Here is a 22,358-nt window from a genome sequence, read left to right on the forward strand (position 1 = left end):
ACGCAAGGCTGAGCCACTTTGCCACTTTGCCACTTTGCCACTTGCTGCAGCGTGATGACCGCTCGTCGGAAGTAGCCCTGCACCTGTTATTTCTGTCAGTAGACCGGGCACGTTCCATGCCCTAGGTTGAAACCTCGCCAAACGAGACAAGGGCAAGGTACCGGTATGAAAGGACTCTCTGCATTGACGGTTATCGGGTTCGCCGATGGGTTGATCCATTGGCAGATTTTCTTCGTTCTGTTCACGGCCGCCGGACTGACTCAGGCCGCCAGCAACTTCGCTGCATTTTGCGTAGCGGCCGCATTCTCGTTTTACGTGAACATGCTGTACACCTTCGACGGCCGAACGTCGGTGCTTGGTTACCTATTGTTTCTCGTAGTGATGAGCGCGCTCAGTTTTGCCATCGGCGCGATTGCCGATGCGCATAGTCTGCCCGGGTTGCTGACGGTGGGGGTATTTACGCTGGTCAATCTGCTGTTGGGTTACTGCTTTTTCAGGTTTGTGTTGTTTCGCGGGAATGCAGCATGAGCGCTCTAGCGCACTTTGCATTTTTCACTAATGTGCCAGGTTCAAAGCACAGTGACCGATGGGCGCTGTTGGCGTTTTTGGCATTGGCTTTGAGCGTGCGGTTCTACACTATCGATTGGAGTCCGATCTGGTACGACGAAGCCTTTAGTATCCGAATTGCTCATGAAGCGCCTACGCAGATTCTGGCCATTGCAGGCAAGGATGTTCATCCACCTCTTTACTACTTGATCCTTCACTATTGGATGCACTGGTTTGGCGACAGCGTAGCGTCTGTGAGGTCTCTTGGGGCCTTGGCCGATACCGGAGCCCTGCTGTTCTGTCTGAAACTTCTTAGCCTTGTCTCGACGTCGAGAGCGTCCTGCATCGCGGCATTGTTACTTGCATTGTTTCCGTTTTCCGTGGGGGCAAGCCACGAGGCACGGATGTATCCACTGCTCGGTCTGTGGCTGATGGCTGCAACCGTAGTATTGGTGTGCTGGAATGAAATGCCGGAGAGAAAACGCTATCCGCTCATGTACGTTTTACTGATGTCCATGGCGTTCTACACGCATTACTTCGCTGCCTTGTGTGTCTTGACTCATTGGTTGTTCTGGTTGCAGATGCAAGCTCGCCAAAAAACCGGAATTTCGTTGCAGGGCTGGCTCAAAGTCAATGTTGCAATTGTGCTTCTCTTCCTCCCATGGGGCCCATTCTTACTTGGGCAGCTTGCCATCAACCCCGACTTTGGATGGATACCTCCACTGAGTCTGGAGTCTGCATTGGAGCTGAACCGAACTCTATCTTTTGGCAGCGCAATGGCAAACAACGCTTCATTGTGGCAACAGTGGCCGGCGGCTGTTGTCGTGTTCTGTGCAGTCGTCGTTGTCCTTAAAGATCGCAGTGAGTCTCGATATAGCTGGCTGTTGGTTGGATATATCTTTGTGCCGGTGATTGCACTGATGCTGTTGGCTTTATTCAAGCCGGTTATCGTGTACAGGTATTTTTACTTTGCGGCCATGGCCATACCTTTAATCGTCGCTGTGGCACTTGATGCCTACTGGCGGCGTCGCCGGATGTTGGTCACAGTCGTACTGCTAGCAGTTGTGCTTCATGAGATACACAGTCTTTATGCCATGACGAGAACACCCCCTGGGGAGGCTCGTCTGGACCTCCTCGCTGCCAATCTGCAAACGCAAGTTCAACTGGGCGATGAGATTGTGGTCGACAGCATGTTCTATTACTTGCCGTTGAGTTATTACCTGAAAGCGCAGAGCGCCCCCACGATTTATATCGGAAGGTTTACTACGAAAATTTGGGGTTACCCGAAGTACGGCGCGTGGGCGCTAATTCCTCAACCAGTTGAACTGAATGTGCGAGATGACGAAGCGCTTATGCATCTCGCTGCCAAGAGGGTCTGGTGGATTACTAAAAAATCAAAAGCTGAGGATATTTCATTCATTTCACAGCGATGGAAAAGACAGTTAACCCTTGAAGGCGGGAGGATGGAGGCCCGCCTGTACATTGAAGAATGAGCGCCAGTATCAATGACCAGGTTGGAGCGGTCAGGCCGCCGCGACTTCCTGCGGCTCAAAACTGTCCGCCCGCGCCATCTGCCACATCCGCGAATAGAACTCGCCGTTCACTTCCCCGGTGAGCAATTCCCCCGGTTTCAGGAACACATGCAACTGCGAGAACAGTTTGATCTCGGTCGCCGACATGCGCCGCACCAGATGCTTGGCCGACAGTTGTGATGGATGTTCAAGCCCGGCCGCCGCGAGCATTTCCGCCAACGCCTTGAGGGTATTGCGGTGGAAGTTGAATACGCGTTGCGCCTTGTCCGGCACCACCAGTGCGCGCTGACGCAGGGCGTCCTGAGTCGCCACGCCGGTCGGGCATTTGTTGGTGTGGCAGCTTTGCGACTGGATGCAGCCGATGGCGAACATGAAGCCGCGTGCCGAGTTGGCCCAGTCGGCGCCGATGGCCAGCACGCTGGCGATGTCGAAGGCGCTGACAATCTTGCCGCTGGCGCCGAGTTTGATCTTGTCGCGCAGGTTCAGACCCACCAACGTGTTGTGCACGAACAATAGGCCTTCGCGCATCGGCACACCGATGTGATCGGTGAACTCGACCGGTGCAGCGCCGGTGCCGCCTTCCTTGCCATCGACGACAATGAAGTCCGGAAGAATGCCGGTTTCCAGCATGGCTTTGGCGATGCCCATGAACTCCCACGGGTGGCCGAGGCAGAACTTGAAACCCACCGGTTTGCCGCCAGACAGTTCACGCAGTTGCTGAATGAAATGCATCATTTCCAGCGGCGTGGAAAACGCGCTGTGGCGCGACGGTGACACGCAGTCTTCACCCATCAGGATGCCGCGGGTTTCGGCGATTTCCCTGGTGACTTTGTGCTTGGGCAGGATCCCGCCGTGGCCGGGTTTGGCGCCTTGGCTCATCTTGATTTCGATCATCCGCACTTGCGGGTTCTGTGCCTGGACAGCGAAGCGTTCCGGGTCGAAACGGCCATCGCTGGTGCGGCAACCGAAGTAGCCACTGCCCAGCTCCCAGGTCAGGTCGCCGCCGTGTTCGCGGTGATACGGGCTGATGCTGCCTTCACCGGTGTCGTGGGCGAAGTTGCCGAGTTTCGCGCCTTGGTTGAGTGCGCGAATGGCATTGGCGCTGAGCGAGCCGAAGCTCATCGCCGAGATGTTGAACACCGAGGCCGAGTACGGCTGACTGCACTGCGGGCCGCCGACGGTGACGCGGAAACTGCTCGGGTCGCTCAGGGGGGCCGGGCGCATCGAGTGGCCGATAAATTCGAAACCCGATTGATAGACATCGATCAGTGTGCCGAACGGTTTGTCGGCGGTTTCGTTTTTCGCTCGCGAATAGACCAGCGAACGTTGCGCGCGGGAGAAGGGCAGGGCGTCGCTGTCGGATTCCAGCAGGTACTGGCGGATCTCCGGGCGGATGCCTTCGACCAGATAGCGGATGTTGCCGAGGATCGGGTAATTGCGGCGCACCGCGTGCGGGCTCTGCAGCAGGTCGAACAGACCGATCAGGCTCAATACGCCGGTGACGGCGGTGATCGGCCACAACCAGTCATGTTCGAGGAAAGGCAGGCTGGCGAGGGTGAAAATCACGCAGACGGCAAAGAAGGCGTAGCGGCTCAGGAGTGACAGGCTCATACGGTTTCCTTGGTTCGGACTCGGAATAATCAGCGAAGATTCAGGGATAAACACATTCCCCTGTAGGAGTGAGCCTGCTCGCGATAGCGGTATATCAGCTACAAATGATTTGACTGACCCGACGCCATCGCGAGCAGGCTCACTCCCACAAAAAGCCACTTCACCAAACGATCAGGCGTTTTGTGCCTGAAGAAAAATCGAAAACAGCTCGGACTGGGATTTGATTCCCAGCTTGCTGTACATGTGTTTCTTATGGACTTTCACGGTTTCTACGGAGATTTCCAGCTTACGGGCGATTTCTTTGCTGGAGCAACCGCTGAGCATCAAACGCCCTACATCCAGCTCCCGGGCCGTTAGTTGTGCGCCCTTGAGTTGTTGCACCGACGCCTCCAGTTGCACGCGCCAATCGGCTTGTGCGGGGGCGGCGGCGAGGGCCACGGTTTCGTTGATTTCATAGGGTAGTCGTTGGCGCAGCAGGCCCAGCACCCAAGGCTGGATCAATGACAGCAGAGCGATATGTTCGCCAGTGAAACGTTTTTCACTGCCCAATGACAGACACAGCGTGCGGTCACCTTCGAGCTGACAATTGAACTGGATTTCGTCGGCCACGACATTCAGACGAAAGTATCGCTGGTAATACTCGGTCAGCTCGAAATGCTCCGGCGCGACCTCGGACAAGCGATACAGACCGGTGCGCGTTTGCTCGCGACAGGCGATGTAGAACGGGTCGAGCAGGTACAGGCCGCGCAGATAATCCTGAAACAACGGGTCAGGGCTGCCGTCTTCGCCGGGGCATTCGGCGAAGACTTGCGGGTGTTGATCGGCGCTGAACAGCAGCACCACCCAGCTATCGAACGGTACGTACTGGTCGAGCAAACGCACCATTTGCGCCCAGAAGTTCGGCTTGTCCAGCGCGTCGATCAATTGCCCGACGGCGCGGTGCCAGGTGATGTCGTCAAACGAAAGTGTCATCGATCTACCCCTATCGGGTTACCCCGGCCGCGTGATTCCCTGGCCGCTCGCTTGCTGCGCATACTGGCCCACAGACAGCCACCGGGCAATCTTTCAGCGCCCGATGCTCATAACAAGGGAATCCCCATGAAAGTCGAACTCGCCCAACTGGCGGGCCGTGACAATGCCACGGCATATAACCTCGAACGCGCACTTGCAGCGATTGCCGCGTGCGCTGCCGACACGCAACTGATCGTGTTCCCGGAAACCCACCTGATGGGCTTTCCGACGGCCGAAACCGTCGCGCACACCGCCGAATCCGTCGACGGCCCGACCGTCAGCGCCGTGCTGGCCGCCGCGCGCGAACGCAACATTGCCGTGGTGATCGGTATGGCCGAGAACGACAACGGGCGCTTCTACAACACCACGCTGCTGATCACCCCGGCAGGCATCGCCCTGAAATACCGCAAGACGCATTTGTGGGCGTCGGATCGCGGCGTGTTCGAGGCCGGCGACCGCTACGCCACCTGCGAGTGGAACGGTGTGCGCGTTGGTTTATTGATCTGCTACGACATTGAATTCCCGGAGTCGGCCCGCGCCCTGGCGCAACTGGGTGTGGAACTGCTCATCGTGACCAACGGCAACATGGATCCGTACGCGCCGACTCACCGCACCGCGATCATGGCCCGCGCGCAGGAGAATCAGGCGTTTGCGTTGATGGTCAATCGTGTGGAGGCGGGGGATGACGGCTTGATGTTTGCCGGTGGCAGTGCGCTGGTGGATCCACTGGGGACGCTGCTGTTCGAGGCCGGACGCGAAGAAGGGACGTTCTGCGTTGAGCTGGATTTCGCGCGGTTGGAGATTGCGCGCAGGGATTACCGCTATCTGGATGATCAGCGCTTGAAGTTGCCGGGGGAGGTGGTGGAGCACGGCGATGGTGTTCGTGAATTGTTGATTCCATGCCGTTGACCGCTGCCCTCACCCTAGCCCTCTCCCGGAGGGAGAGGGGACTGACCGAGTTGATTGTCCGAGGTTCGCCGACCTGAAATACCGAGTCGCACTCAGGATTTGGAACTGCGAATCGAACTCAGGATTTGGAACTGCGAATTCAAGTCGAACTCAGGATTTGAAAGCCATGGAGATCTGCTCCCTTTCCCCTCTCCCCCTTGGGGGAGAGGGCTGGGGTGAGGGGGAAAAGATTTCAAGCCGAACAAAAAACTCAAGCCACACCAGAACAACAAAACCAAGCCGAAAACATTCGCCGAACCCGGCTCTGCCATAAATCCAATAACATTCGGAGTAAGTCGCCCATGGCTCGTTTGCAACGCACCCTTTCATTAGGGTCGGTGGTGCTGTTCGGCATCGCCTACATGACGCCGATCATTGTCCTCGGCACCTTCGGCATCCTCGCCCAATCCACCGCCGGCATGGTCCCCGCCGCGTATCTGGCGGCACTGATCGCAATGTTCTTCACCGCGATGAGCTACGGGCGCATGGCCGCCGCATTCCCGGTCGCCGGTTCCGCCTACAGCTACGTGCGCAAGGCGATCAGCCCCAAGCTCGGTTTCATCGCCGGTTGGGCGGTGTTGCTCGATTACCTGTTTCTACCGATGGCGATCTGGCTGATCGGCGCGGCTTATCTGGCCTCGGCGTTCCCGTCGATCCCGCAATGGATCTGGGTGCTGGCGTTTATCGGCATCACCAGCGCAATCAACATCATCGGTCTGAAACTGGCCAACGGCATCAACGCCTTGCTGATGCTGGTGCAGTTTCTGGTGCTGATCGCTTTCGTCGCGCTGTGCGTGCACTACATCGGTGGCGATGCGGGCACGCCGTTGTGGTCGATCAAACCGTTCTTCAACGGCGACATGCAGATGCCGCTGATCATGAGCGGCGCGGCGATTGCCTGCTATTCGTTTCTCGGCTTCGATGCGGTCAGTACCTTGACCGAAGAAACCCGCGACCCACGCCGCACCATCCCGCGGGCGATCATGTTGATCACCTTGATCGGCGGGCTGATCTTCGTCGGCGTTTCCTATTTTGTGCAGATCGCGCACCCGTCGTTCCAGTTCGACAGCGTCGATTCGGCGGCTTATGAAATCGCCCGCAACATCGGCGGTGATCTGTTCGTCTCGATCTTCCTCATCGGTCTGATTGTCGGCCAGTTCGCTTCGGGGCTGTCGGCACAGGCCAGTGGCTCGCGACTGCTGTTCGCCATGGGCCGTGACGGCGTTCTGCCAAAGTCGTTTTTCGGCACGCTGCACGCGCGCTTCGGCACACCGGTCAACAGCATCCTGCTCTGCGCCGTGGTGGCATTGCTGGCGCTGAAACTCGATGTCACCACTTCAACGTCGTTCATCAACTTCGGCGCGTTCCTGGCATTCAGTCTGGTCAACCTCTCGGTGATCTTCCATTACTGGATCGGCGGCGAGAAAAAAGGCCTGCGTGAACTGGTGCTGTTTCTGGTCTTTCCATTTATTGGTCTGGTCGCGGATTTGTGGCTGATGGTCAGCCTCGATCATCTGGCGATTTATCTGGGCTTGAGCTGGCTGGCGATCGGCGTGGTGTACCTGGCGGTGCTCACCGGTGGCTTCCGTCGGCAGCCGCCGGAAATGGATTTCCAGGAAGCGACCTGAGGCGCCTTCACGCAGCGGGCCGGCTCTGACGCATCGGTAACTCGACGCGAAAGGTCGTGCCTACCCCCGGTTCGCTGCGTACCGAAATATCGCCACCGTGCTTTTTCACAATGCCGTACGACAGGGACAGGCCAAGCCCAGTGCCTTGGCCGATCGGTTTGGTGGTGAAAAACGGATCGAAGATTTTCTGCAGGATATCCGGCGCAATCCCCGCGCCGGTGTCGGCGACTTCCACCCAGGCTGTGTCTTGTTGTTGCCCGGTGCGCAAGGTGATGGTGCCGCGTTCGGGGCCCATGGCCTGCGCCGCATTGACCACCAGGTTCATGATCACCTGATTGATCTGCGACGGCAGGCATTCGATGTCCGGCAGGGGCTGATACTCCTTGATCAGGTCGGCCTTGTACTTGAGTTCGCTGGCGACGATGTTCAGGGTCGACTCGATGCCTTGTTGCAGATTGGCCCACTGCCATTGCTGATGGCTATCGACCCGGGAGAAGTCTTTCAGGTCCTTGACGATCTGCCCGACGCGGCCAATGCCTTCCTTGGATTCGCGGATCAGCACCGGGATGTCTTCGAGGAGAAAATCCAGCTCGGCGTCTTTGCGCAATTGCTCAAGCTGTGCCACGGACTCGGGGGCTGGCGTGGGCCCAAGCGTCTGCCAGGCATCGAGTACGCTGAGCAATTGTTTGAAATAGCCGTCGAGGGTGCCGAGATTGGAAGAGATAAAGCCGATCGGGTTATTGATCTCATGGGCCACGCCCGCCGCCATTTGCCCCAGTGACGCAAGTTTTTCCGACTGCACCAACTGACTTTCCAGTTGCTTGCGCTCATCGATTTCCCGTTGCAGTTCTTCACTGGCCTGCTTGAACTGGGCGGTGCGTTGATCGACCAGATGTTCCAGGTGATGCATCTGCAATGACGCGCGTTCGGTCATCTGCCACTTGGTCAGCAGGGTGTTGGCCATCTGCTGCACTTCGATGTTGTCGAACGGCTTTTTCAGAATCAGCAAGCGGTCATGCGCCTGCAGACGCTCCAACAGTTCATCCCAGGAATAATCCGAATAGGCAGTACAGACCACCACTTGCAACTGCGGATCCTGCTGCCACAGATGTTCGATGGTTTTCGCGCCGTCCCAGCCGTCGGGCATGCGCATGTCGACAAAGGCCAGCGCGTAGGGGCGTTGTTCCGCCAAGGCCCGGACCAGCTTGCCCAGACCTTCCTCGCCGCCGTAGGCCGAGTCCAGCTCGAACGGCGGACGTTCGGCGCGCAGCTGAGCGCCAAACAGTGCCGCTTCCATCTCGTCCAGTTCCACCGACTGCGCCGCCGGTGGCGCGAGAATCTTGCGAAAGTCTTCATGGATCGACGGCATGTCGTCGATCAGCAGAATGCGGCGGTTCGACAGCTCGCTCATGCGTTCTCCGTGACGCTGATCAGGGGGATCTGCAAGGTGAACAACGCACCTTGGCCGGGGCCGTCGCTGTGCGCCGTGAGGTGGCCGCTCATCTCGATGGCCGCCAGGGCGCAGCTGTGCAGACCGAAGCCGTGGCCTTCCTTGCGGGTGGTGAAACCGTGGGCAAAGATCCGCGTCATGTTTTCCGGGGCGATGCCTTCGCCGTCATCCTTGACGCTGATTTCAAGGAAATTGTCATCGACAATTTTGACCGCCAGGGTCATGGTCCGGGGGCGGTTGCTGAGGTCGGACATGGCGTATTTGGCGTTGCTGATCAGGTTGATCAGGATCAGCAGCAACCGGTGTTTGTCGCCCATCACCTGCGGCACGTCGGCGTATTCCCGGACCACCGTGACGTGGTGCCGGGTCAGGGCGCCGGCGTTCATGCGCAACGCGTCTTCGAGCAGTTCGTTGATGAAAAGCGGTTCGGTCATGCTATTGGCGCCGGCATAGGATTGCTGGGTGGCGACGATGTCCTTGATGTGGTCGACGCTTTTATTCATCTGGTGCAACTCGTCGAGCATTTCCTGCTGTTCCTGGGCAATCGCGACCACCAGTTGGTTGAGGTAGCCGGGGAGCAATTTGCCTTTGGCGTCTTCGCTGAGGAACCCGCCGAGGTCATCCGGGTGTTCGTTGAACAGTTGCATGGCCTTGCCCAGCCCCTGGGCCTTGCTGCTGCGCAGCTTGCGCGTGATCAGGTCGCTGGAGATGTTTACGCTGTTGAGCACGTTGCCAACGTTGTGCAGCACATTGGTGGCGATTTCCGCCATGCCCGCCTGACGTGCCGCGTCGAGCAGTTCGCTCTGGGCGTCCCGCAGTTCCCGGGTGCGTTCTTCGACTCTTTGTTCCAGCGCATCGTTGGCCGTTTGCAGGGCGTTATTGACCCGGTTGATCTCGGCGAAACTGCCGATCAAACGGATGGCCAGCCACACCAGCGACAACATCAGCAGCACCGAAAACAGCAGCAGGTAGAAGTGGTACTGCCGGTCGACCTCATCGGCGCGCTGCTGATCGCGATCGAGCATGGTGGTGATGTTGTCGAGGCTGTCGGCCACGGGAATGCCTTCGATGCTTTCGAGCAACTGATTGACCACTGGCTGCTCGCGCGCAATCAGTGAGATATGGCTGCTCATGATTTTGATCGGGGTCTGAAACACCGGTGGCAGGCGTTGCGCGTTGACCTTCAGCTTGTTCAGGCCGACCTCGATGTCGGCGGCCCGGTCCTCGGAGGTGACCTGGGCGAATTCGAGGGCGCTGAGCAGCAGGTCGTAGGTGTCGGTGGTGATGTTTTGCAGCTGCAATTTATCGAAGTCCGACAGGCTGGCCAGTTGCTGTTGGATGTCGTCTTCAGCGGTGGGCAAAAAGGCCAGAGAGTTGCGCAACAGCGCGTTGTGCGATTTGAACTGCTCGACCAGACGGGTCTTTTCCTGCATCGCCTGCAGGAAACTTTCGTGAGCCTCGTTCCATTGCGCCGAGTTGTTGCGCCCATGCCCGGACTCGATCGCGTCGAAGCGCGCCCAGAGCCGGTTCATCTCGTTCATCGGTGATACCAGCGGATCGTAGTTGTGGGTGAGCGCCACTCGCGCCTTGAGGAGCTCGTTTTCCCACAGCGAGTTCTGCTGTTTGATCTGCCGGATCAGATCCCGCGATTCGGTGTAGGTCATGGTTTGGTCGGAGCTGGATTTGATGTACAGGAACAGCAGGATCGACGCCAGCGCCAGGGCGACCAGGGTCAGCAACAGCAGGCTGCGTCGCCGCGAGATGTTGATCATGGCTTGTCTTCCCGTTGGCCGGTCAGGGTTGTAAGAAACAGCATGATCAGCCGCTTGTCCTCAGCGCTTGGCATGCGACCCAACTGGTACTGGAACATCACATCCACGGCGCGTTCGAGGGTGGGTGCCGAACCGTCGTGAAAGTACGGCGCGGTGATCGCGACGTTGCGCAGGCTCGGCACCTTGAACACGGCCCGGTCCGCTTCGTCACCGGTCACGTTGAAGCGGCCCTGGTCGGCCACGGTCGGGTTGCCGCGATCGGCAATGTAATCGCCGAACACACCGAACTTCTGGAACATATTGCCGCCGATGTTCACCCCCTGATGGCAGGCAATGCAGCCGTACTCCTTGAAGCGCTGGTAACCGTACTTTTCTTCCAGGGTGAGGATGTCGGTATTGCCCTGCAGGTATTGATCGAAGCGCGAATCGGGCGTCAACAGGGTACGTTCAAAACTGGCCAGCGCCTGCTGGACATTGGCCTGGGTCACGCCGTCCGGGTAGGCAGCGGCGAAATCGCGACGGTAGTCGGGGTCGTTGCCGATGCGTTCGATCACGGTGTGCCAGTCGCTGCCCATTTCATGGGGGCTGGTGATGACGACGGCGCTTTGTTCCACCAGCGTTTCGACGCGGCCATCCCAGAACTGGCGGAAGTTGAGGGCCGCGTTGAACACGGTCGGTGTGTTGACGGCCACCGGTTTACCGTCGAAGCCCAAGGACAAGGCGCGGCTGTCGGCACCGTTCTTGTCCAGTTGGTGGCAGCTGGCGCAGGACAGCGTGTTGTTGATCGACAAGCGTTGCTCGTGGAATAGCCGTCGACCGAGTTCCACGTGCCGGGCATCCTGCGGCGGCACTGCGGGCAACGGTTTCAGCGGCTCGTCCAGCGGCTCGGCACTGGCCCCGACACAGAGTCCGCACAGCAGCAACGTCATCGTGTGGTGAATAAGGCTCATCGGCAATTGTCTCCCTGACTCAAGGCCGCTTTCACAGTGCTCATCCAATCGTCCAGGGCGTGGGGTGCGTACCGGCGAGCAAACGCGCAAACGTGTCTGCCGGCAGCGCTTTGCTGAAAAAGTAACCTTGGCCTTCTTCGCAGTGATGGGCCTTGAGAAACGCCAGTTGTTCGGCGGTTTCGATGCCCTCGGCGATGACGTCCAGGCCCAGGCTCTTGCCCAGGTTGATGATCGCGCTGACCAGCGCGGCATCGCTGCGGTCGTTGCACAGGTTGCGAATGAACGATTGGTCGATCTTCAGCACGTCGATAGGAAATCGCCGCAGGTAGCTCAGGCTGGAATAGCCGGTGCCGAAGTCGTCGATGGCCAGACGCGTGCCCAGCGTCTTCAGGCGATTGAGCGCCGTCATCGTCGCCTCGACGTTTTGCATCAGTACGCCCTCGGTGATTTCCAGTTCCAGCCACTCGGGGGCCAGACCTGTCTGTTCCAGCACACGTTCGATGCCGGCGACGAAATCACGCTGGCGTAAGTCGATCGGCGAGGTGTTGACCGACATGCGGATCGGCGGCAGTCCGGCCAGTTGCCAGGTGCGGGTCTGCCGACAGGCCTCAGCCAGCACCCATTTGCTCAACGGCACGATCAGGCCACTGTCCTCGGCCACCGGGATGAAGTCCGCCGGATAGACCCAGCCATGCCCCGGTTTTTGCCAGCGCACCAGTGCTTCGGCACCCACTACGGCGGCCGTGCGCAGGTCGATTTTCGGCTGATAGTGCAGGACGAATTCATGTTCCTGCAGGGCGTGGCGAATGCCCGACTCGATGCTGTGCTGTTCGCGGGCGTGCTGGTTCATGGCTTCGATGAAGAAGCCGATGCTGTCGGGGCCCTGTTCCTTGACGTTGCGCATCGCGGTCTCGGCCTTCTTGATCAGCTCGGTGGCTTCGAGGCCGTCATCGGGGTAGACGCTGATGCCAAGGCTGGCGGTGACGCTGACGTCGTGGCCGGCAATCATCTGCGGCAGGCGAATGGCGGCGAGGAGTTTTTCCGCGATGCCGTGGGTTTGCTGAGGGTGGTTGATGTCGCCGAGGATCACTACGAACTCGTCGGAGCCGTAGCGAAACACCGAGTCCGAATCGCGTACGCAGGACAACAGTTGCCGGGCGACCCGCTTGAGCATTTCGTCACCCGCCGGATGACCCAGCGCGTTGTTGATACGCTTGAAGCGATCGAGGCCGAGAAACATTACCACCAGTTGTTTGTCATGCCGGCGGCACACCGCCATGGCCTGGCTCAGGCGATCACCGAGCAGGGTGCTGTTGGGCAGTTCCGTGAGGCTGTCGTATTGCAGCAGGTGCGAGACCTTGAGCAGTTCGTGCACCCGCGCCTCGATGGTCCGCTCAAGGCTGAGCATCTTCAGTGCCGCGTCCTGCGCCAGTTGCCATTTCCAGGTCAGGGCGTTGGCCATCTGACGGATTTCCAGACTGTCGAACGGTTTTTTCAGGATCAGCAACTGATCGCCGAACTCCAGCCGTTCGGCCATCGCTTCCCAGCTGTAGTCGCTGTACGCCGTGCACAAGGCGATTTGCAGATTCGGGTCGACCCGCCACAGTTGCTCGATGGTTTCCAGGCCATCCCAGCCGGGCGGCATGCGCATGTCGATAAAGGCGAGGGCGTAGGGATTGCCACTGGCCAGTGCGCGGTTGACCAGTGCCAGCGCTTCCTGTCCCTGATAGGCGGAGTCGAGCTGGAAGCTCAGGTGCGGCGTCTGCTGGTTACCGAACAATGTCTGTTCCAGTTGCTGCAAATCGACGGCGTCCGCCACCTGCGGGGCGAGGATCTTGCGAAAGTCATCGTGGATCGCCGGCGTGTCGTCGATGATCAGGATGCGCCGGTTGGTCTGGGGAAAAGGTGTTTTCATGCCTCGTCCTCCTTTAGTGTCAGACGGGCACTGTCCTTGAGCAAATTCCCGGCCTGTTCGGCGCTGACCGCTGCACTGAAATACATGCCTCGGGCGCTCGGCAGCGGGGGCGCGGCGGGTGGTGTGCAAGGCTGATCCGACGACGGCTGGCCTTCAGCGATGATGCCGATGTCCAGGTCCCGGGCGAAGTTGACGATCGCGCGCAGGGCATTGGCACCGGCGACATCGTGGGCGGCACTGTTGACAAAACTCTGCGCCAGTTTGAGGTGATTGACCCGGTAGGTTTTCAGGTAGTCGAACGAGGAATATTCGGTGCCGAAATCATCGATGGCGATGCTCACGCCCAGTTCACGCAGGCGCGGCAACGCGTCGTTGTGTGTCCACTTGGTCTGGGCCAGTGTGGCCTCGGTGACATCGAAGCGCAGGTCCCAGGGGGCGAGTTCCCAGCGGGCGGTGGTGCGCAGCACGTTGTAGATCAGCTCGGGGCCGCTCTTGAGTTGGGCCAGCGAGAGTTTGATCGCCATCACCGGCGGCGCGACGCCTTCGTTACGCCACAGATGCATCTGGTGGCAGGCGTGATCCAGCACCCAGCGCCCGAGCGGAATGATCGCGCCGGTTTTCTCCGCGATCGGCACGAAGTCGGCGGCCGGCAGCAGGCCGCGACGGGGATGCTGCCAGAGGACTTGTGCCTCCATGCCGAGAATCCTGCCACTGTGCAGATCGACATCCGGCGCATACCGCAGCATCAGATCATTGCCCTCGAGGGCGGTCATCAATTCACCGACAAGGGTCATGCGTTCGGCCACTTCCCGGGAGATTTCCTCGGAATGGAAGTGGTACTGGTTGCGGCCCATTTCCTTGGCGCGGTACAGCGCCATGTCGGCCTGTCCCAGCAGCGTGTCGGCATCGAGGCTGAGGTCGCTGTAACTGCTGATGCCGATGCTCACCGAAATATGCAGCGCATTGCCGGCCAGTTGGTAAGGCGCCAGCAGCGCGTCGCGGATATTGGCAGCCATCGCGGCGGATTGGGTCGGATCGCTGACGTCCAGTTGCAGGATCGCAAATTCGTCGCCGCCCAGGCGCGCCACCACGTCGCTTTCCCGTACGCCGCACTTGATGCGCCGGGCGACTTCCTGCAGCAGCAGATCGCCCACCGGGTGGCCCAGGGTGTCATTGATCCGCTTGAAGTGGTCGAGATCCAGATAGAACACCGCGAACGGCATGGCCCCCCGTCGTGCGGCGGCAAACGCCTGATGCAGGCGTTCGATCAACGTGGCGCGATTGGCCAGGCCTGTCAGGCCGTCGGAGCGCGCGAGCAAGGCCAGTTTTTCTTCGGCCAGACGACGTTCGGTGATGTCGAGAATGATGCCTTCGACTTCCAGCAGACGGCCGTCCTGATCGCGCACCGGGATGTAGCGGTTCTCCACCCAGCGCCAGGTGCCTTGACCTGTGCGCATGCGGAATTCGATCGAAGCGCCCGACGCATGCCGATCCAGCACCCGGGCCATGGCCGCATCGACGTTCGCCTGATCGTCCGGATGAATCAGTGCCTGTGCCCAGTCGGGCGACCCCACTAGGTCGGCGGCGACATGGCCGTAACGGGTGATGTTGTGGGAGATGTACATCAGCGCAAACGAGGGTTCGCCGCGCAAACGGTAAAGAATGGTCGGGCTGTTCTGCACGATCACGTTGGCGTCCGACAGCTCCCGGGTGCGTTCCTGCACCGCTTGCTCGAGCAGGTTCATCTTCAGTTCGGCGTCTTCGGTCATCTGCCATTTGACCGTGAGGGCGCTGGCCATCTGGCGGATTTCGATGGCGTCGAAGGGCTTTTTCAGAATCAGTAACCGGTCGTTCAGTGCCAGACGCCGGTCGATGTCTTCCCAGGAATAATCGGAATAGGCCGTGCACAGCGCAACTTGCAGCTTGGGATCGACCTGCCACAGCCGTTCAATGGTCTCCAGGCCATCCCAGCCCGGCGGCATGCGCATGTCGATGAAGGCCATGGCGTAAGGGCGGTTTTGCGCCAGCGCGGCCTCGAGTTTTTCCAGGGCTTCGCGGCCCTGAAACGCCGAATCCAGTTCAAAGTGCTGGGATTGCCTGGCGGACGGGGTGCCGAACAGCAGGCTCTCGGTTTCGCCCAAGCCATCATCACCGGGGATGACCGGGCTGAGAATCTTGGCGAAATCGCCATGGATCGCCGGGCTGTCGTCAACGATCAGCACGCGGCGATTGATGTGCACGGTTGGCGCTGTCATGCCGCGCCACCCGTGGGGAGGCATGCTGTGGTGATCCGGGGCATCCTTTTCCCTCGCCATTTGCCTGTTTGTATCAGCCGATGGAGTCTTGCGCTGTCTTGAGCATAGTCGGCTCCCCGGTACTGCGCTTTCGGCCGCGGACAAAGATCGGCGTGAAGGCCGGCCAAAATCATCTAGCCTTGGACTCAGGCGCGGACCGGCGAAGAGTTGGCTCGGTGCGTCGTTATTTCCCTGTTTGCTGAGGCCATGCCATGGAAGAGCTATCCGCGCCGATGCCGGCGCATCGACCCACAGTGCTGCTGGTCGATGACGAGGAATCGATCCTCAACAGCCTGCGTCGTCTGTTACGCGGCCAACCCTACGATCTGCTGTTGGCCACCAGCGGCGTCCAGGCGCTGGAGATCCTCGCGCAGCAGCCGGTGAATCTGGTGGTGAGCGATGCGCGCATGCCGGGCATGGACGGTGCGTCGTTGCTGGCGCATGTCCGTGAGCGCTATCCGGCGACTGCGCGGATCATGCTCACTGGCTATGCCGACCCGGCGGCGATCATCAAAGCCATCAATGACGGGCAGATTCACCGTTACATCAGCAAACCGTGGAATGACGAAGAGTTGCAGCTGATTCTGCGCCAGTCCCTCGAACACCAGCATTCCGAGCAGGAGCGCGAGCGTCTGGAACGCTTGAACCAGGTGCAGAACGAGCAGCTCAGACTGCTCAACAGCACCCTGGAAAAGCATGTCGCGGCGCGCACCGCCGAACTGCAGCAAACCGCCGACATGCTCGATCTGGCGTACGAAGAGCTCAAACACAGCTATGTCACCGGCACCGAAGTGTTTTCGCTGCTGGCCAATCTGCGCTTGCCACCTGCCAAGCAGACCAACCGGCAGATCATCGAACTGGTGCGCAGCTACTGCAAACAGCACGGGCTGGACGAGGCCACCAGCCGCGACCTGACCATGGCGGCAGCGCTGTACAACGTCGGCAAGCTGAGCTGGACCGACGCGATGATGACCACGCCCTCGGATCTGCTGCGCCATACCGAACGCGAGCGCTATCGCGGTTATCCGAAGCAGAGCGAATCGTTGCTCATGACCCTGGACCCGATGAAGGATGCGGCGCGTCTGATCCTGCATCATCAGGAGCGCTGGGACGGCAGCGGCTTTCCCGACCGGCTCAAGGGCGAGGGCATTCCGTTCGGCTCACGCTTGCTGAAACTGGCGGTGGATTTCGTCGAGTTGCAGCGCGGGCTGATCCTCGAGCGGCAGATGAACAGCGATGAAGCGCTGTTGTACCTGCGCCAGTACGCCGGGCGTTTATACGATCCCGATCTGGTCGAAGACTTCATTCTGGTGTGCGCGGCGTTCCTCAGCGACGTGACGCTGGCCGATCCGTCGGTCAAGGTGCTCTCCACTCGGGATCTGGCGGCGGGGATGATTCTGGCGCGCAACCTCAATGCCGATAACGGCATGCTACTGCTCAACGCCGGCAAGGTGCTCAGTGCGCTGCTGGTGGAAAAACTGATTGCGTTCGAAGCCATGGAGGGTGGCAAGTACACGATTTTCGTCAAGGTGCCGGAGGAGGTTGAAGCCACGCTCAAGGCGCTGGGCGAATGATCGGTGAGGTGACGTCATTGGGCCGGGCATGGGATCCTTGCGGTTTTTCCAGGCCGGTGGCTGACCCATGACCTCTGCATCCGTTGTCTCTGCAAACCTCATTCGTATCGCCGCCGCGCTGGTGCTCGATCCCGCAGGCCAGACTCTGTTGGTGCGCAAGCGCGGCACCACGGCGTTCATGCAACCGGGCGGCAAGATCGAAGCGCACGAGTTGCCGGTGCACGCACTGGCGCGTGAGCTGGAAGAAGAGCTGGGTTTGCAGATCGACCCGGCGCAGGCTGCATTTCTCGGGCAGTTCTCGGCGCCTGCCGCCAACGAACCGGGGTTTGTCGTTCAGGCGCAGATCTTTCAATTGACGATCGATACTGAAGTCATGCCGGCAGCGGAAATCGAAGAGGTGATCTGGGTCGATCCTGCCACTGATCCAGTCGTCGAGCTGGCGCCATTGACACGCGACCTGATCCTGCCGTTTTATCGCCAGTCATTGACGGCCATCGCCTGATCATCCACGCAAAGGACTTTGCCATGATCCCGCTTCAAGACTTGCTGATCTTCGCCGCTGCAGCCTTGTTGATGGTGCTGACACCGGGGCCGAACATGATCTACCTGATCTCGCGTTCGATCTGTCAGGGACGCAAGGCCGGGATCATCTCGTTATTGGGCGTGGTCGCTGGTTTCTTTGTGCATATGTTTGCCGCGGCGGCCGGGTTGACCGCGGTGTTTCTCGCGGTGCCGATGGCCTATGAAGTGTTGAAATGGGCCGGTGCGCTGTACCTGCTGTGGCTGGCCTGGCAAGCGGTAAAACCTGGCGCGCGCTCGCCGTTCGAGGCGCAGCAATTGCCGCCGGACTCGTCGCGCAAGCTGATCACCATGGGCTTTCTCACCAGCGCACTGAACCCAAAAATTGCGGTGTTTTACCTCTCGGTGTTTCCGCAGTTCATCACGCCTGAGCACGGTTCCGTATTCATGCAAAGCATCCTCCTCGGCCTGACGCAGATCAGTGTCAGTTTCAGCGTCAACCTGCTGATCGCGTTGTTCGCGGCGGGCATAGCGTCGTGGTTCGTGCGTAACCCGACATGGCTGGCGTTGCAGCGTTACTTCATGGGCTTTGTCCTCGGCGGCCTCGCCGTACGGCTGATGCTTGAGCAACGCAGGACGGCCTGAACATGTGGATCGAACGGCTGGACGCCAGCCATGCGCTGGCCTACCGGGAACTGATGCTTGAAGCCTATGACCGTCATCCGCAGGCCTTCACCTCCAGCGTACGCGAGCGTGCGGTGATGCCGCTGAGTTGGTGGGAAGGGCGTCTGACCGGCAAGCTCGACGTGGTGCTCGGTGCCTTCGACGCCGGAGCGCTGGCCGGTATCGTTGGCCTGGCCTTCGAACCGCGTGAAAAGGCCCGCCATAAGGCGACCCTGTTCGGCATGTATGTCTCGGCCGGTTTTCGTCAGCAAGGTCTGGGCTTCGAACTGGTGCAAGCGGCCATTGCGGAGGCGCAAACCCATCCGGCGTTAAAACTCATCCAATTGACCGTCACGGCTGGCAATGAAGCCGCGTTCAATCTCTACCAGCGCTGCGGCTTTATCCAGTTCGGCCTCGAACCGCTGGCAGTGCGGGTGGGCGAAGACTATTTCGACAAGATCCACATGTGGCGTCAACTCTGATATTGCGCTGATCCCTGTGGGAGCGAGCCTGCTCGCGAAGGCAATCTGACAGTCACTATTTGTGTGTCTGATACATCGCTTTCGCGAGCAGGCTCGCTCCCACATGTGACTCAGCGAACCGCGCTGACACCATCAAGGGTCGAGAACGACGTGTCCTTCGCTGTCAGCAGAAAATCGCGCATGTACGGTGCATCGAGCATGTCGGTGCGGATCGCCGCGTACAACGTTGCAAACAAGCCTTTTTCCCCCAAGCGTTTGCCCTTCACATAACCGCGCGAGCTGTATTCGTGCAGTGCCCAGTGCGGCATGCCGCAGACGCCACGGCCGCTGGCGACCAGTTGCATCATCATCACCGTCAGTTCTGAGGTGCGCACCTGCGCCGGCTCGATGTCGGCTGGTTCCAGGAAGCGCGTGAAGATGTCGAGACGGTCACGTTCCACCGGGTAGGTGATCAATGTTTCCGTCAGCAAATCTTCGGGAACGATGTACGGTTTGCTTGCCAGTGCATGCTGGTTGGCCACTGCCAGCATCGCTTCGTAGGTGAACAGCGGTACATAGGTAATGCCGGCGATTTCCAGTGGGTCGGAGGTCACCACCAGATCCAGGTCGCCACGGGCCAGGGCCGGCAGCGGTGCGAAAGAGAAACCCGAAGCGAGGTCGAGTTCAACCTCCGGCCAGGCATCGCGGAACTGGTCGATGGTTGGCATCAGCCACTGGAAACAGCTGTGGCATTCGATGGCCATGTGCAAACGACCGGCGGTGCCACCGGCCAGTCGAGCGATGTCACGTTCGGCGGCGCGCAGCAGTGGCAGTGTCGCGTCGGCCAGTTGCAACAGACGCAGACCGGCGCTGGTGAAACGTACCGGTTTGGTTTTGCGCACGAACAATTGCATGCCCATGCGCTCTTCCAGTTCCTTGAACTGGTGGGACAGCGCCGATTGGGTCAGGTGCAAACGGTCGGCAGCATCCACCAGACTGTCGGCTTCGCGCAGTGCGTGCAGTGTTTTCAGGTGACGTATTTCAAGCACCGATTGGCTCCATGAGTAAAACTTGTGATCAACACGAAAAGGTTGAGTTTGTCTCATGTTGGCTTGGCTGTCGACAATGGCGCCATCTTTTACTCAATGGAGCACATTCGACATGGCCGTGGCCCACACCCTTGGTTTCCCGCGCATTGGCGCCGACCGCGAACTGAAAAAAACCCTCGAAGCCTTCTGGAAAGGCGATCTCGATCAGGCTGCCTTGAACAAGGTCGGCCGTGATCTGCGCGCCACTCACTGGCAATTGCAAAAGGATGCGGGCATCGATTTGCTGCCGGTCGGCGACTTCGCCTGGTATGACCAGGTGCTGACCCACTCGCTGACCTTCGGCGTGATCCCTGAGCGTTTCGCCAGCGTGCGCGACGAGCATGGTCAGCCGAGCCTCGACACCCTGTTCGCCATGGCCCGAGGCGCGACGACCAGGTGCTGCGGTGGCGAGCACGGCCAGACGCAATATGCGCAAGAGCTGACCAAATGGTTCGACACCAACTACCACTACCTGGTCCCGGAGTTCAGTGCTGACCAACAGTTCAAGCTGAGTTGGGAGCAGTTGTTCGACGAAGTCGAAGAAGCCAGGGCGCTGGGCCACAACGTCAAACCGGTGATCATCGGCCCGCTGACTTACCTGTGGCTGGGCAAGGCGAAAGGCGAAGATTTCGACAAACTCGAGCTGCTTGAGCGCTTGCTGCCGGTCTACAACGAAATCCTTGTTCGTCTTGCCGGGCAAGGCGTGGAATGGGTGCAGATCGACGAGCCGATCCTCACCCTGGACCTGCCTCAGGCATGGAAAAATGCCTTTGAACGCGCCTATCACATCCTGCAGTACTCGCCGTTGAAAAAACTGGTAGCGACGTATTTCAGTGGCCTTGAAGACAACCTCGGCCTGGCTGTAGGTCTGCCGGTGCAGGGGCTGCATATCGACGCGGTGCGGGCGCCGGAGCAATTGGGGCAGGTGCTTGATCGTCTGCCTGCTTACAAGATTCTCTCGGTCGGTCTGGTCAATGGGCGCAACGTCTGGCGCTGCGAACTGGAGCAGGCGCTGGCGCAATTGCAACCGGCGCAAGAGCGGTTCGGCGACAACCTGTGGGTCAGCAGTTCCTGTTCGTTGCTGCACAGCCCGGTGGATGTCGAGCGTGAATACAAACTCGATCCGGAACTGAAAAGCTGGCTGGCCTTTGCCGTGCAGAAGTGCGGCGAGATCGCCGTTCTGCGTGATGCGCTGAATGATCCGCAAGCGGCCACCGTACGCACCGCGCTGCAGGCCAGTCGCACCATTGCGCGCAACCGTGCGCAATCGCCACGCATTCATAAAGCCCAGGTGCAGGCCCGCATCAACGCAGTCAATGCCAGTGACAGTCAGCGTCATTCACCGTTTGCCACACGCATCGCCCAACAACAGGCGCGTCTGCAATTGCCGACGTTTCCGACCACAACCATTGGCTCGTTCCCGCAGACCGGTTCCATCCGTCTGGCGCGTCAGGCGTTCAGGCAGGGCAAGCTGTCGGCCAACGATTACCACGACGCCATGCGCAGTGAAATCCGCCACGCCGTACAGGTGCAGGAACGTCTGGGGCTGGACGTGCTGGTGCATGGTGAAGCCGAGCGCAACGACATGGTCGAGTATTTCGCCGAACAGCTCGATGGTTACCTGTTCACCCGGTTCGGCTGGGTGCAAAGCTACGGTTCGCGCTGTGTCAAACCGGCAGTGATTTACGGTGACCTGAGCCGTCCGCAGGCGATGACGGTGGACTGGATCACCTACGCACAGAGCCTGACCGAGAAGGTCATGAAAGGCATGCTCACCGGCCCTGTGACCATGCTGATGTGGTCGTTCCCCCGCGAAGACGTCTCGCGCCAAGTCCAGGCGCAACAACTGGCGCTGGCCCTGCGTGACGAAGTGGTGGATCTGGAACGCGCCGGAATCAAGATCGTGCAGATCGACGAAGCCGCGTTCCGCGAAGGCTTGCCTCTGCGCCGCGCGCAATGGCAGGAATACCTGGACTGGGCGGTCGAGGCGTTCCGCCTGACGGCATCCGGTGTCAAGGACGACACTCAGATCCACACCCACATGTGCTACAGCGAATTCAACGACGTGATCAAGGCGATTGCCGACATGGACGCCGACGTCATCACCATTGAAACCTCGCGTTCGGACATGGAGCTGCTCGATGCGTTCGAGGCGTTCGACTACCCGAACGACATCGGCCCCGGCGTCTATGACATCCACTCGCCACGGGTGCCGGACACTGCCGAGATGGTCAAGCTGATGAGCAAAGCGGTCAAACGGATTCCAGCCGGGCGACTGTGGGTCAACCCCGATTGCGGCTTGAAGACTCGGGCATGGCCGGAGACGGAGGCGGCATTGGTCAACATGGTGGCGGCGGCGCGGCAGTTGCGCAGTCAGTTGGCCTAACGCCTGCAAA

The 22,358-nt window shown here is 59.7% G+C and carries 17 protein-coding genes; 9 read left to right on the top strand and 8 right to left on the bottom strand.

The genetic code is table 11. The annotated features are described in order from the left end of the window. Positions 1-165 precede the first annotated feature (165 nt). Complete coding sequence (locus GTU76_RS20215; RefSeq protein WP_026000789.1) at positions 166-528, top strand: GtrA family protein; 363 nt, start codon at positions 166-168, stop codon at positions 526-528. Further along, positions 525-2,039, top strand: coding sequence for a glycosyltransferase family 39 protein (locus tag GTU76_RS20220; protein WP_016987558.1), 1,515 nt, complete (start codon positions 525-527; stop codon positions 2,037-2,039). Before GTU76_RS20215 ends, GTU76_RS20220 begins: the two co-directional genes overlap by 4 nt. A 30-nt stretch (positions 2,040-2,069) precedes the next feature. Here the strand turns inward: GTU76_RS20220 and GTU76_RS20225 are convergent, their stop codons facing one another. Together GTU76_RS20225 and GTU76_RS20230 are read right to left on the bottom strand one after the other, a co-directional pair. Next, on the bottom strand, positions 2,070-3,689 hold the full coding sequence (locus GTU76_RS20225; RefSeq protein ID WP_016987559.1) for an FMN-binding glutamate synthase family protein: 1,620 nt from the start codon (positions 3,687-3,689) through the stop codon (positions 2,070-2,072). Positions 3,690-3,860: 171 nt separating this feature from the next. Continuing rightward, complete coding sequence (locus tag GTU76_RS20230; protein ID WP_175553299.1) at positions 3,861-4,661, bottom strand: helix-turn-helix transcriptional regulator; 801 nt, start codon at positions 4,659-4,661, stop codon at positions 3,861-3,863. 126 nt (positions 4,662-4,787) lie between these two features. Here GTU76_RS20230 and GTU76_RS20235 point away from each other — a divergent pair, with 126 nt between their 5' ends. After that, entirely contained in the window at positions 4,788-5,609 is an 822-nt protein-coding gene (locus tag GTU76_RS20235; RefSeq protein WP_180699430.1) for a carbon-nitrogen hydrolase family protein, read from the top strand. 341 nt (positions 5,610-5,950) lie between these two features. After that, positions 5,951-7,276 (top strand): APC family permease, encoded by a 1,326-nt coding sequence (locus tag GTU76_RS20240; RefSeq protein WP_180699431.1) that lies wholly within the window; start codon positions 5,951-5,953, stop codon positions 7,274-7,276. Positions 7,277-7,283: 7 nt separating this feature from the next. Here the strand turns inward: GTU76_RS20240 and GTU76_RS20245 are convergent, their stop codons facing one another. The 5 genes from GTU76_RS20245 to GTU76_RS20265 are packed head-to-tail and all read right to left on the bottom strand — an operon-like array spanning position 7,284 to position 15,618. Continuing rightward, positions 7,284-8,687: an ATP-binding protein gene (locus tag GTU76_RS20245; RefSeq protein ID WP_180699432.1), complete on the bottom strand. Its 1,404-nt coding sequence runs from the start codon at positions 8,685-8,687 to the stop codon at positions 7,284-7,286. Next, positions 8,684-10,498, bottom strand: a complete 1,815-nt coding sequence (locus GTU76_RS20250; protein ID WP_180699433.1) for a DAHL domain-containing protein — start codon at positions 10,496-10,498, stop codon at positions 8,684-8,686. Before GTU76_RS20250 ends, GTU76_RS20245 begins: the two co-directional genes overlap by 4 nt. Continuing rightward, positions 10,495-11,448, bottom strand: coding sequence for a cytochrome-c peroxidase (locus GTU76_RS20255; protein WP_180699434.1), 954 nt, complete (start codon positions 11,446-11,448; stop codon positions 10,495-10,497). Before GTU76_RS20255 ends, GTU76_RS20250 begins: the two co-directional genes overlap by 4 nt. A gap of 40 nt (positions 11,449-11,488) precedes the next feature. Beyond that, complete coding sequence (locus GTU76_RS20260) at positions 11,489-13,363, bottom strand: putative bifunctional diguanylate cyclase/phosphodiesterase (protein WP_180699435.1); 1,875 nt, start codon at positions 13,361-13,363, stop codon at positions 11,489-11,491. Beyond that, entirely contained in the window at positions 13,360-15,618 is a 2,259-nt protein-coding gene (locus tag GTU76_RS20265) for a GGDEF/EAL domain-containing response regulator (protein ID WP_180699436.1), read from the bottom strand. The genes GTU76_RS20260 and GTU76_RS20265 overlap by 4 nt, the downstream gene beginning before the upstream one ends. A gap of 251 nt (positions 15,619-15,869) precedes the next feature. Here GTU76_RS20265 and nosR point away from each other — a divergent pair, with 251 nt between their 5' ends. From nosR to GTU76_RS20285, 4 genes are all read left to right on the top strand, one after another. Next, a complete protein-coding gene (gene nosR, locus GTU76_RS20270; protein WP_180699437.1) occupies positions 15,870-17,231 on the top strand; it encodes a response regulator c-di-GMP phosphodiesterase, NosR family in 1,362 nt (453 codons plus the stop codon). A gap of 67 nt (positions 17,232-17,298) precedes the next feature. Beyond that, complete coding sequence (locus GTU76_RS20275; RefSeq protein WP_016984732.1) at positions 17,299-17,733, top strand: NUDIX hydrolase; 435 nt, start codon at positions 17,299-17,301, stop codon at positions 17,731-17,733. A gap of 23 nt (positions 17,734-17,756) precedes the next feature. Next, positions 17,757-18,395, top strand: a complete 639-nt coding sequence (locus GTU76_RS20280; RefSeq protein WP_016984733.1) for a LysE family translocator — start codon at positions 17,757-17,759, stop codon at positions 18,393-18,395. 2 nt (positions 18,396-18,397) lie between these two features. Then, positions 18,398-18,895 carry a GNAT family N-acetyltransferase gene (locus tag GTU76_RS20285; RefSeq protein WP_016984734.1) on the top strand — a complete coding sequence of 166 codons (498 nt, stop codon included), beginning with the start codon at positions 18,398-18,400 and terminating at the stop codon, positions 18,893-18,895. Between the two features lie 110 nt (positions 18,896-19,005). Here GTU76_RS20285 and metR read toward each other — a convergent pair whose 3' ends face one another. After that, the gene (gene metR / locus GTU76_RS20290) at positions 19,006-19,923 is read right to left on the bottom strand and encodes a transcriptional regulator MetR (RefSeq protein WP_016984735.1); all 918 of its coding nucleotides are present in this window, start codon (positions 19,921-19,923) and stop codon (positions 19,006-19,008) included. A 112-nt stretch (positions 19,924-20,035) separates the two neighbouring features. Between metR and metE the strand changes: the two genes are divergently transcribed. Next, positions 20,036-22,348 (top strand): 5-methyltetrahydropteroyltriglutamate--homocysteine S-methyltransferase, encoded by a 2,313-nt coding sequence (gene metE / locus GTU76_RS20295; protein ID WP_180699438.1) that lies wholly within the window; start codon positions 20,036-20,038, stop codon positions 22,346-22,348. Positions 22,349-22,358 lie beyond the last annotated feature (10 nt).

Source organism: Pseudomonas crudilactis, from assembly GCF_013433315.1.
Taxonomy (GTDB): domain Bacteria; phylum Pseudomonadota; class Gammaproteobacteria; order Pseudomonadales; family Pseudomonadaceae; genus Aquipseudomonas; species Aquipseudomonas crudilactis.

Bases quoted from the DNA above. Each gene is read 5' to 3' on its own strand.
- GTU76_RS20215 (WP_026000789.1), top strand. From the start codon at position 166: ATGAAAGGACTCTCTGCATTGACGGTTATCGGGTTCGCCGATGGGTTG.
- GTU76_RS20220 (WP_016987558.1), top strand. From the start codon at position 525: ATGAGCGCTCTAGCGCACTTTGCATTTTTCACTAATGTGCCAGGTTCA.
- GTU76_RS20225 (WP_016987559.1), bottom strand. From the start codon at position 3,689: ATGAGCCTGTCACTCCTGAGCCGCTACGCCTTCTTTGCCGTCTGCGTG.
- GTU76_RS20230 (WP_175553299.1), bottom strand. From the start codon at position 4,661: ATGACACTTTCGTTTGACGACATCACCTGGCACCGCGCCGTCGGGCAA.
- GTU76_RS20235 (WP_180699430.1), top strand. From the start codon at position 4,788: ATGAAAGTCGAACTCGCCCAACTGGCGGGCCGTGACAATGCCACGGCA.
- GTU76_RS20240 (WP_180699431.1), top strand. From the start codon at position 5,951: ATGGCTCGTTTGCAACGCACCCTTTCATTAGGGTCGGTGGTGCTGTTC.
- GTU76_RS20245 (WP_180699432.1), bottom strand. From the start codon at position 8,687: ATGAGCGAGCTGTCGAACCGCCGCATTCTGCTGATCGACGACATGCCG.
- GTU76_RS20250 (WP_180699433.1), bottom strand. From the start codon at position 10,498: ATGATCAACATCTCGCGGCGACGCAGCCTGCTGTTGCTGACCCTGGTC.
- GTU76_RS20255 (WP_180699434.1), bottom strand. From the start codon at position 11,448: ATGAGCCTTATTCACCACACGATGACGTTGCTGCTGTGCGGACTCTGT.
- GTU76_RS20260 (WP_180699435.1), bottom strand. From the start codon at position 13,363: ATGAAAACACCTTTTCCCCAGACCAACCGGCGCATCCTGATCATCGAC.
- GTU76_RS20265 (WP_180699436.1), bottom strand. From the start codon at position 15,618: ATGACAGCGCCAACCGTGCACATCAATCGCCGCGTGCTGATCGTTGAC.
- nosR (WP_180699437.1), top strand. From the start codon at position 15,870: ATGGAAGAGCTATCCGCGCCGATGCCGGCGCATCGACCCACAGTGCTG.
- GTU76_RS20275 (WP_016984732.1), top strand. From the start codon at position 17,299: ATGACCTCTGCATCCGTTGTCTCTGCAAACCTCATTCGTATCGCCGCC.
- GTU76_RS20280 (WP_016984733.1), top strand. From the start codon at position 17,757: ATGATCCCGCTTCAAGACTTGCTGATCTTCGCCGCTGCAGCCTTGTTG.
- GTU76_RS20285 (WP_016984734.1), top strand. From the start codon at position 18,398: ATGTGGATCGAACGGCTGGACGCCAGCCATGCGCTGGCCTACCGGGAA.
- metE (WP_180699438.1), top strand. From the start codon at position 20,036: ATGGCCGTGGCCCACACCCTTGGTTTCCCGCGCATTGGCGCCGACCGC.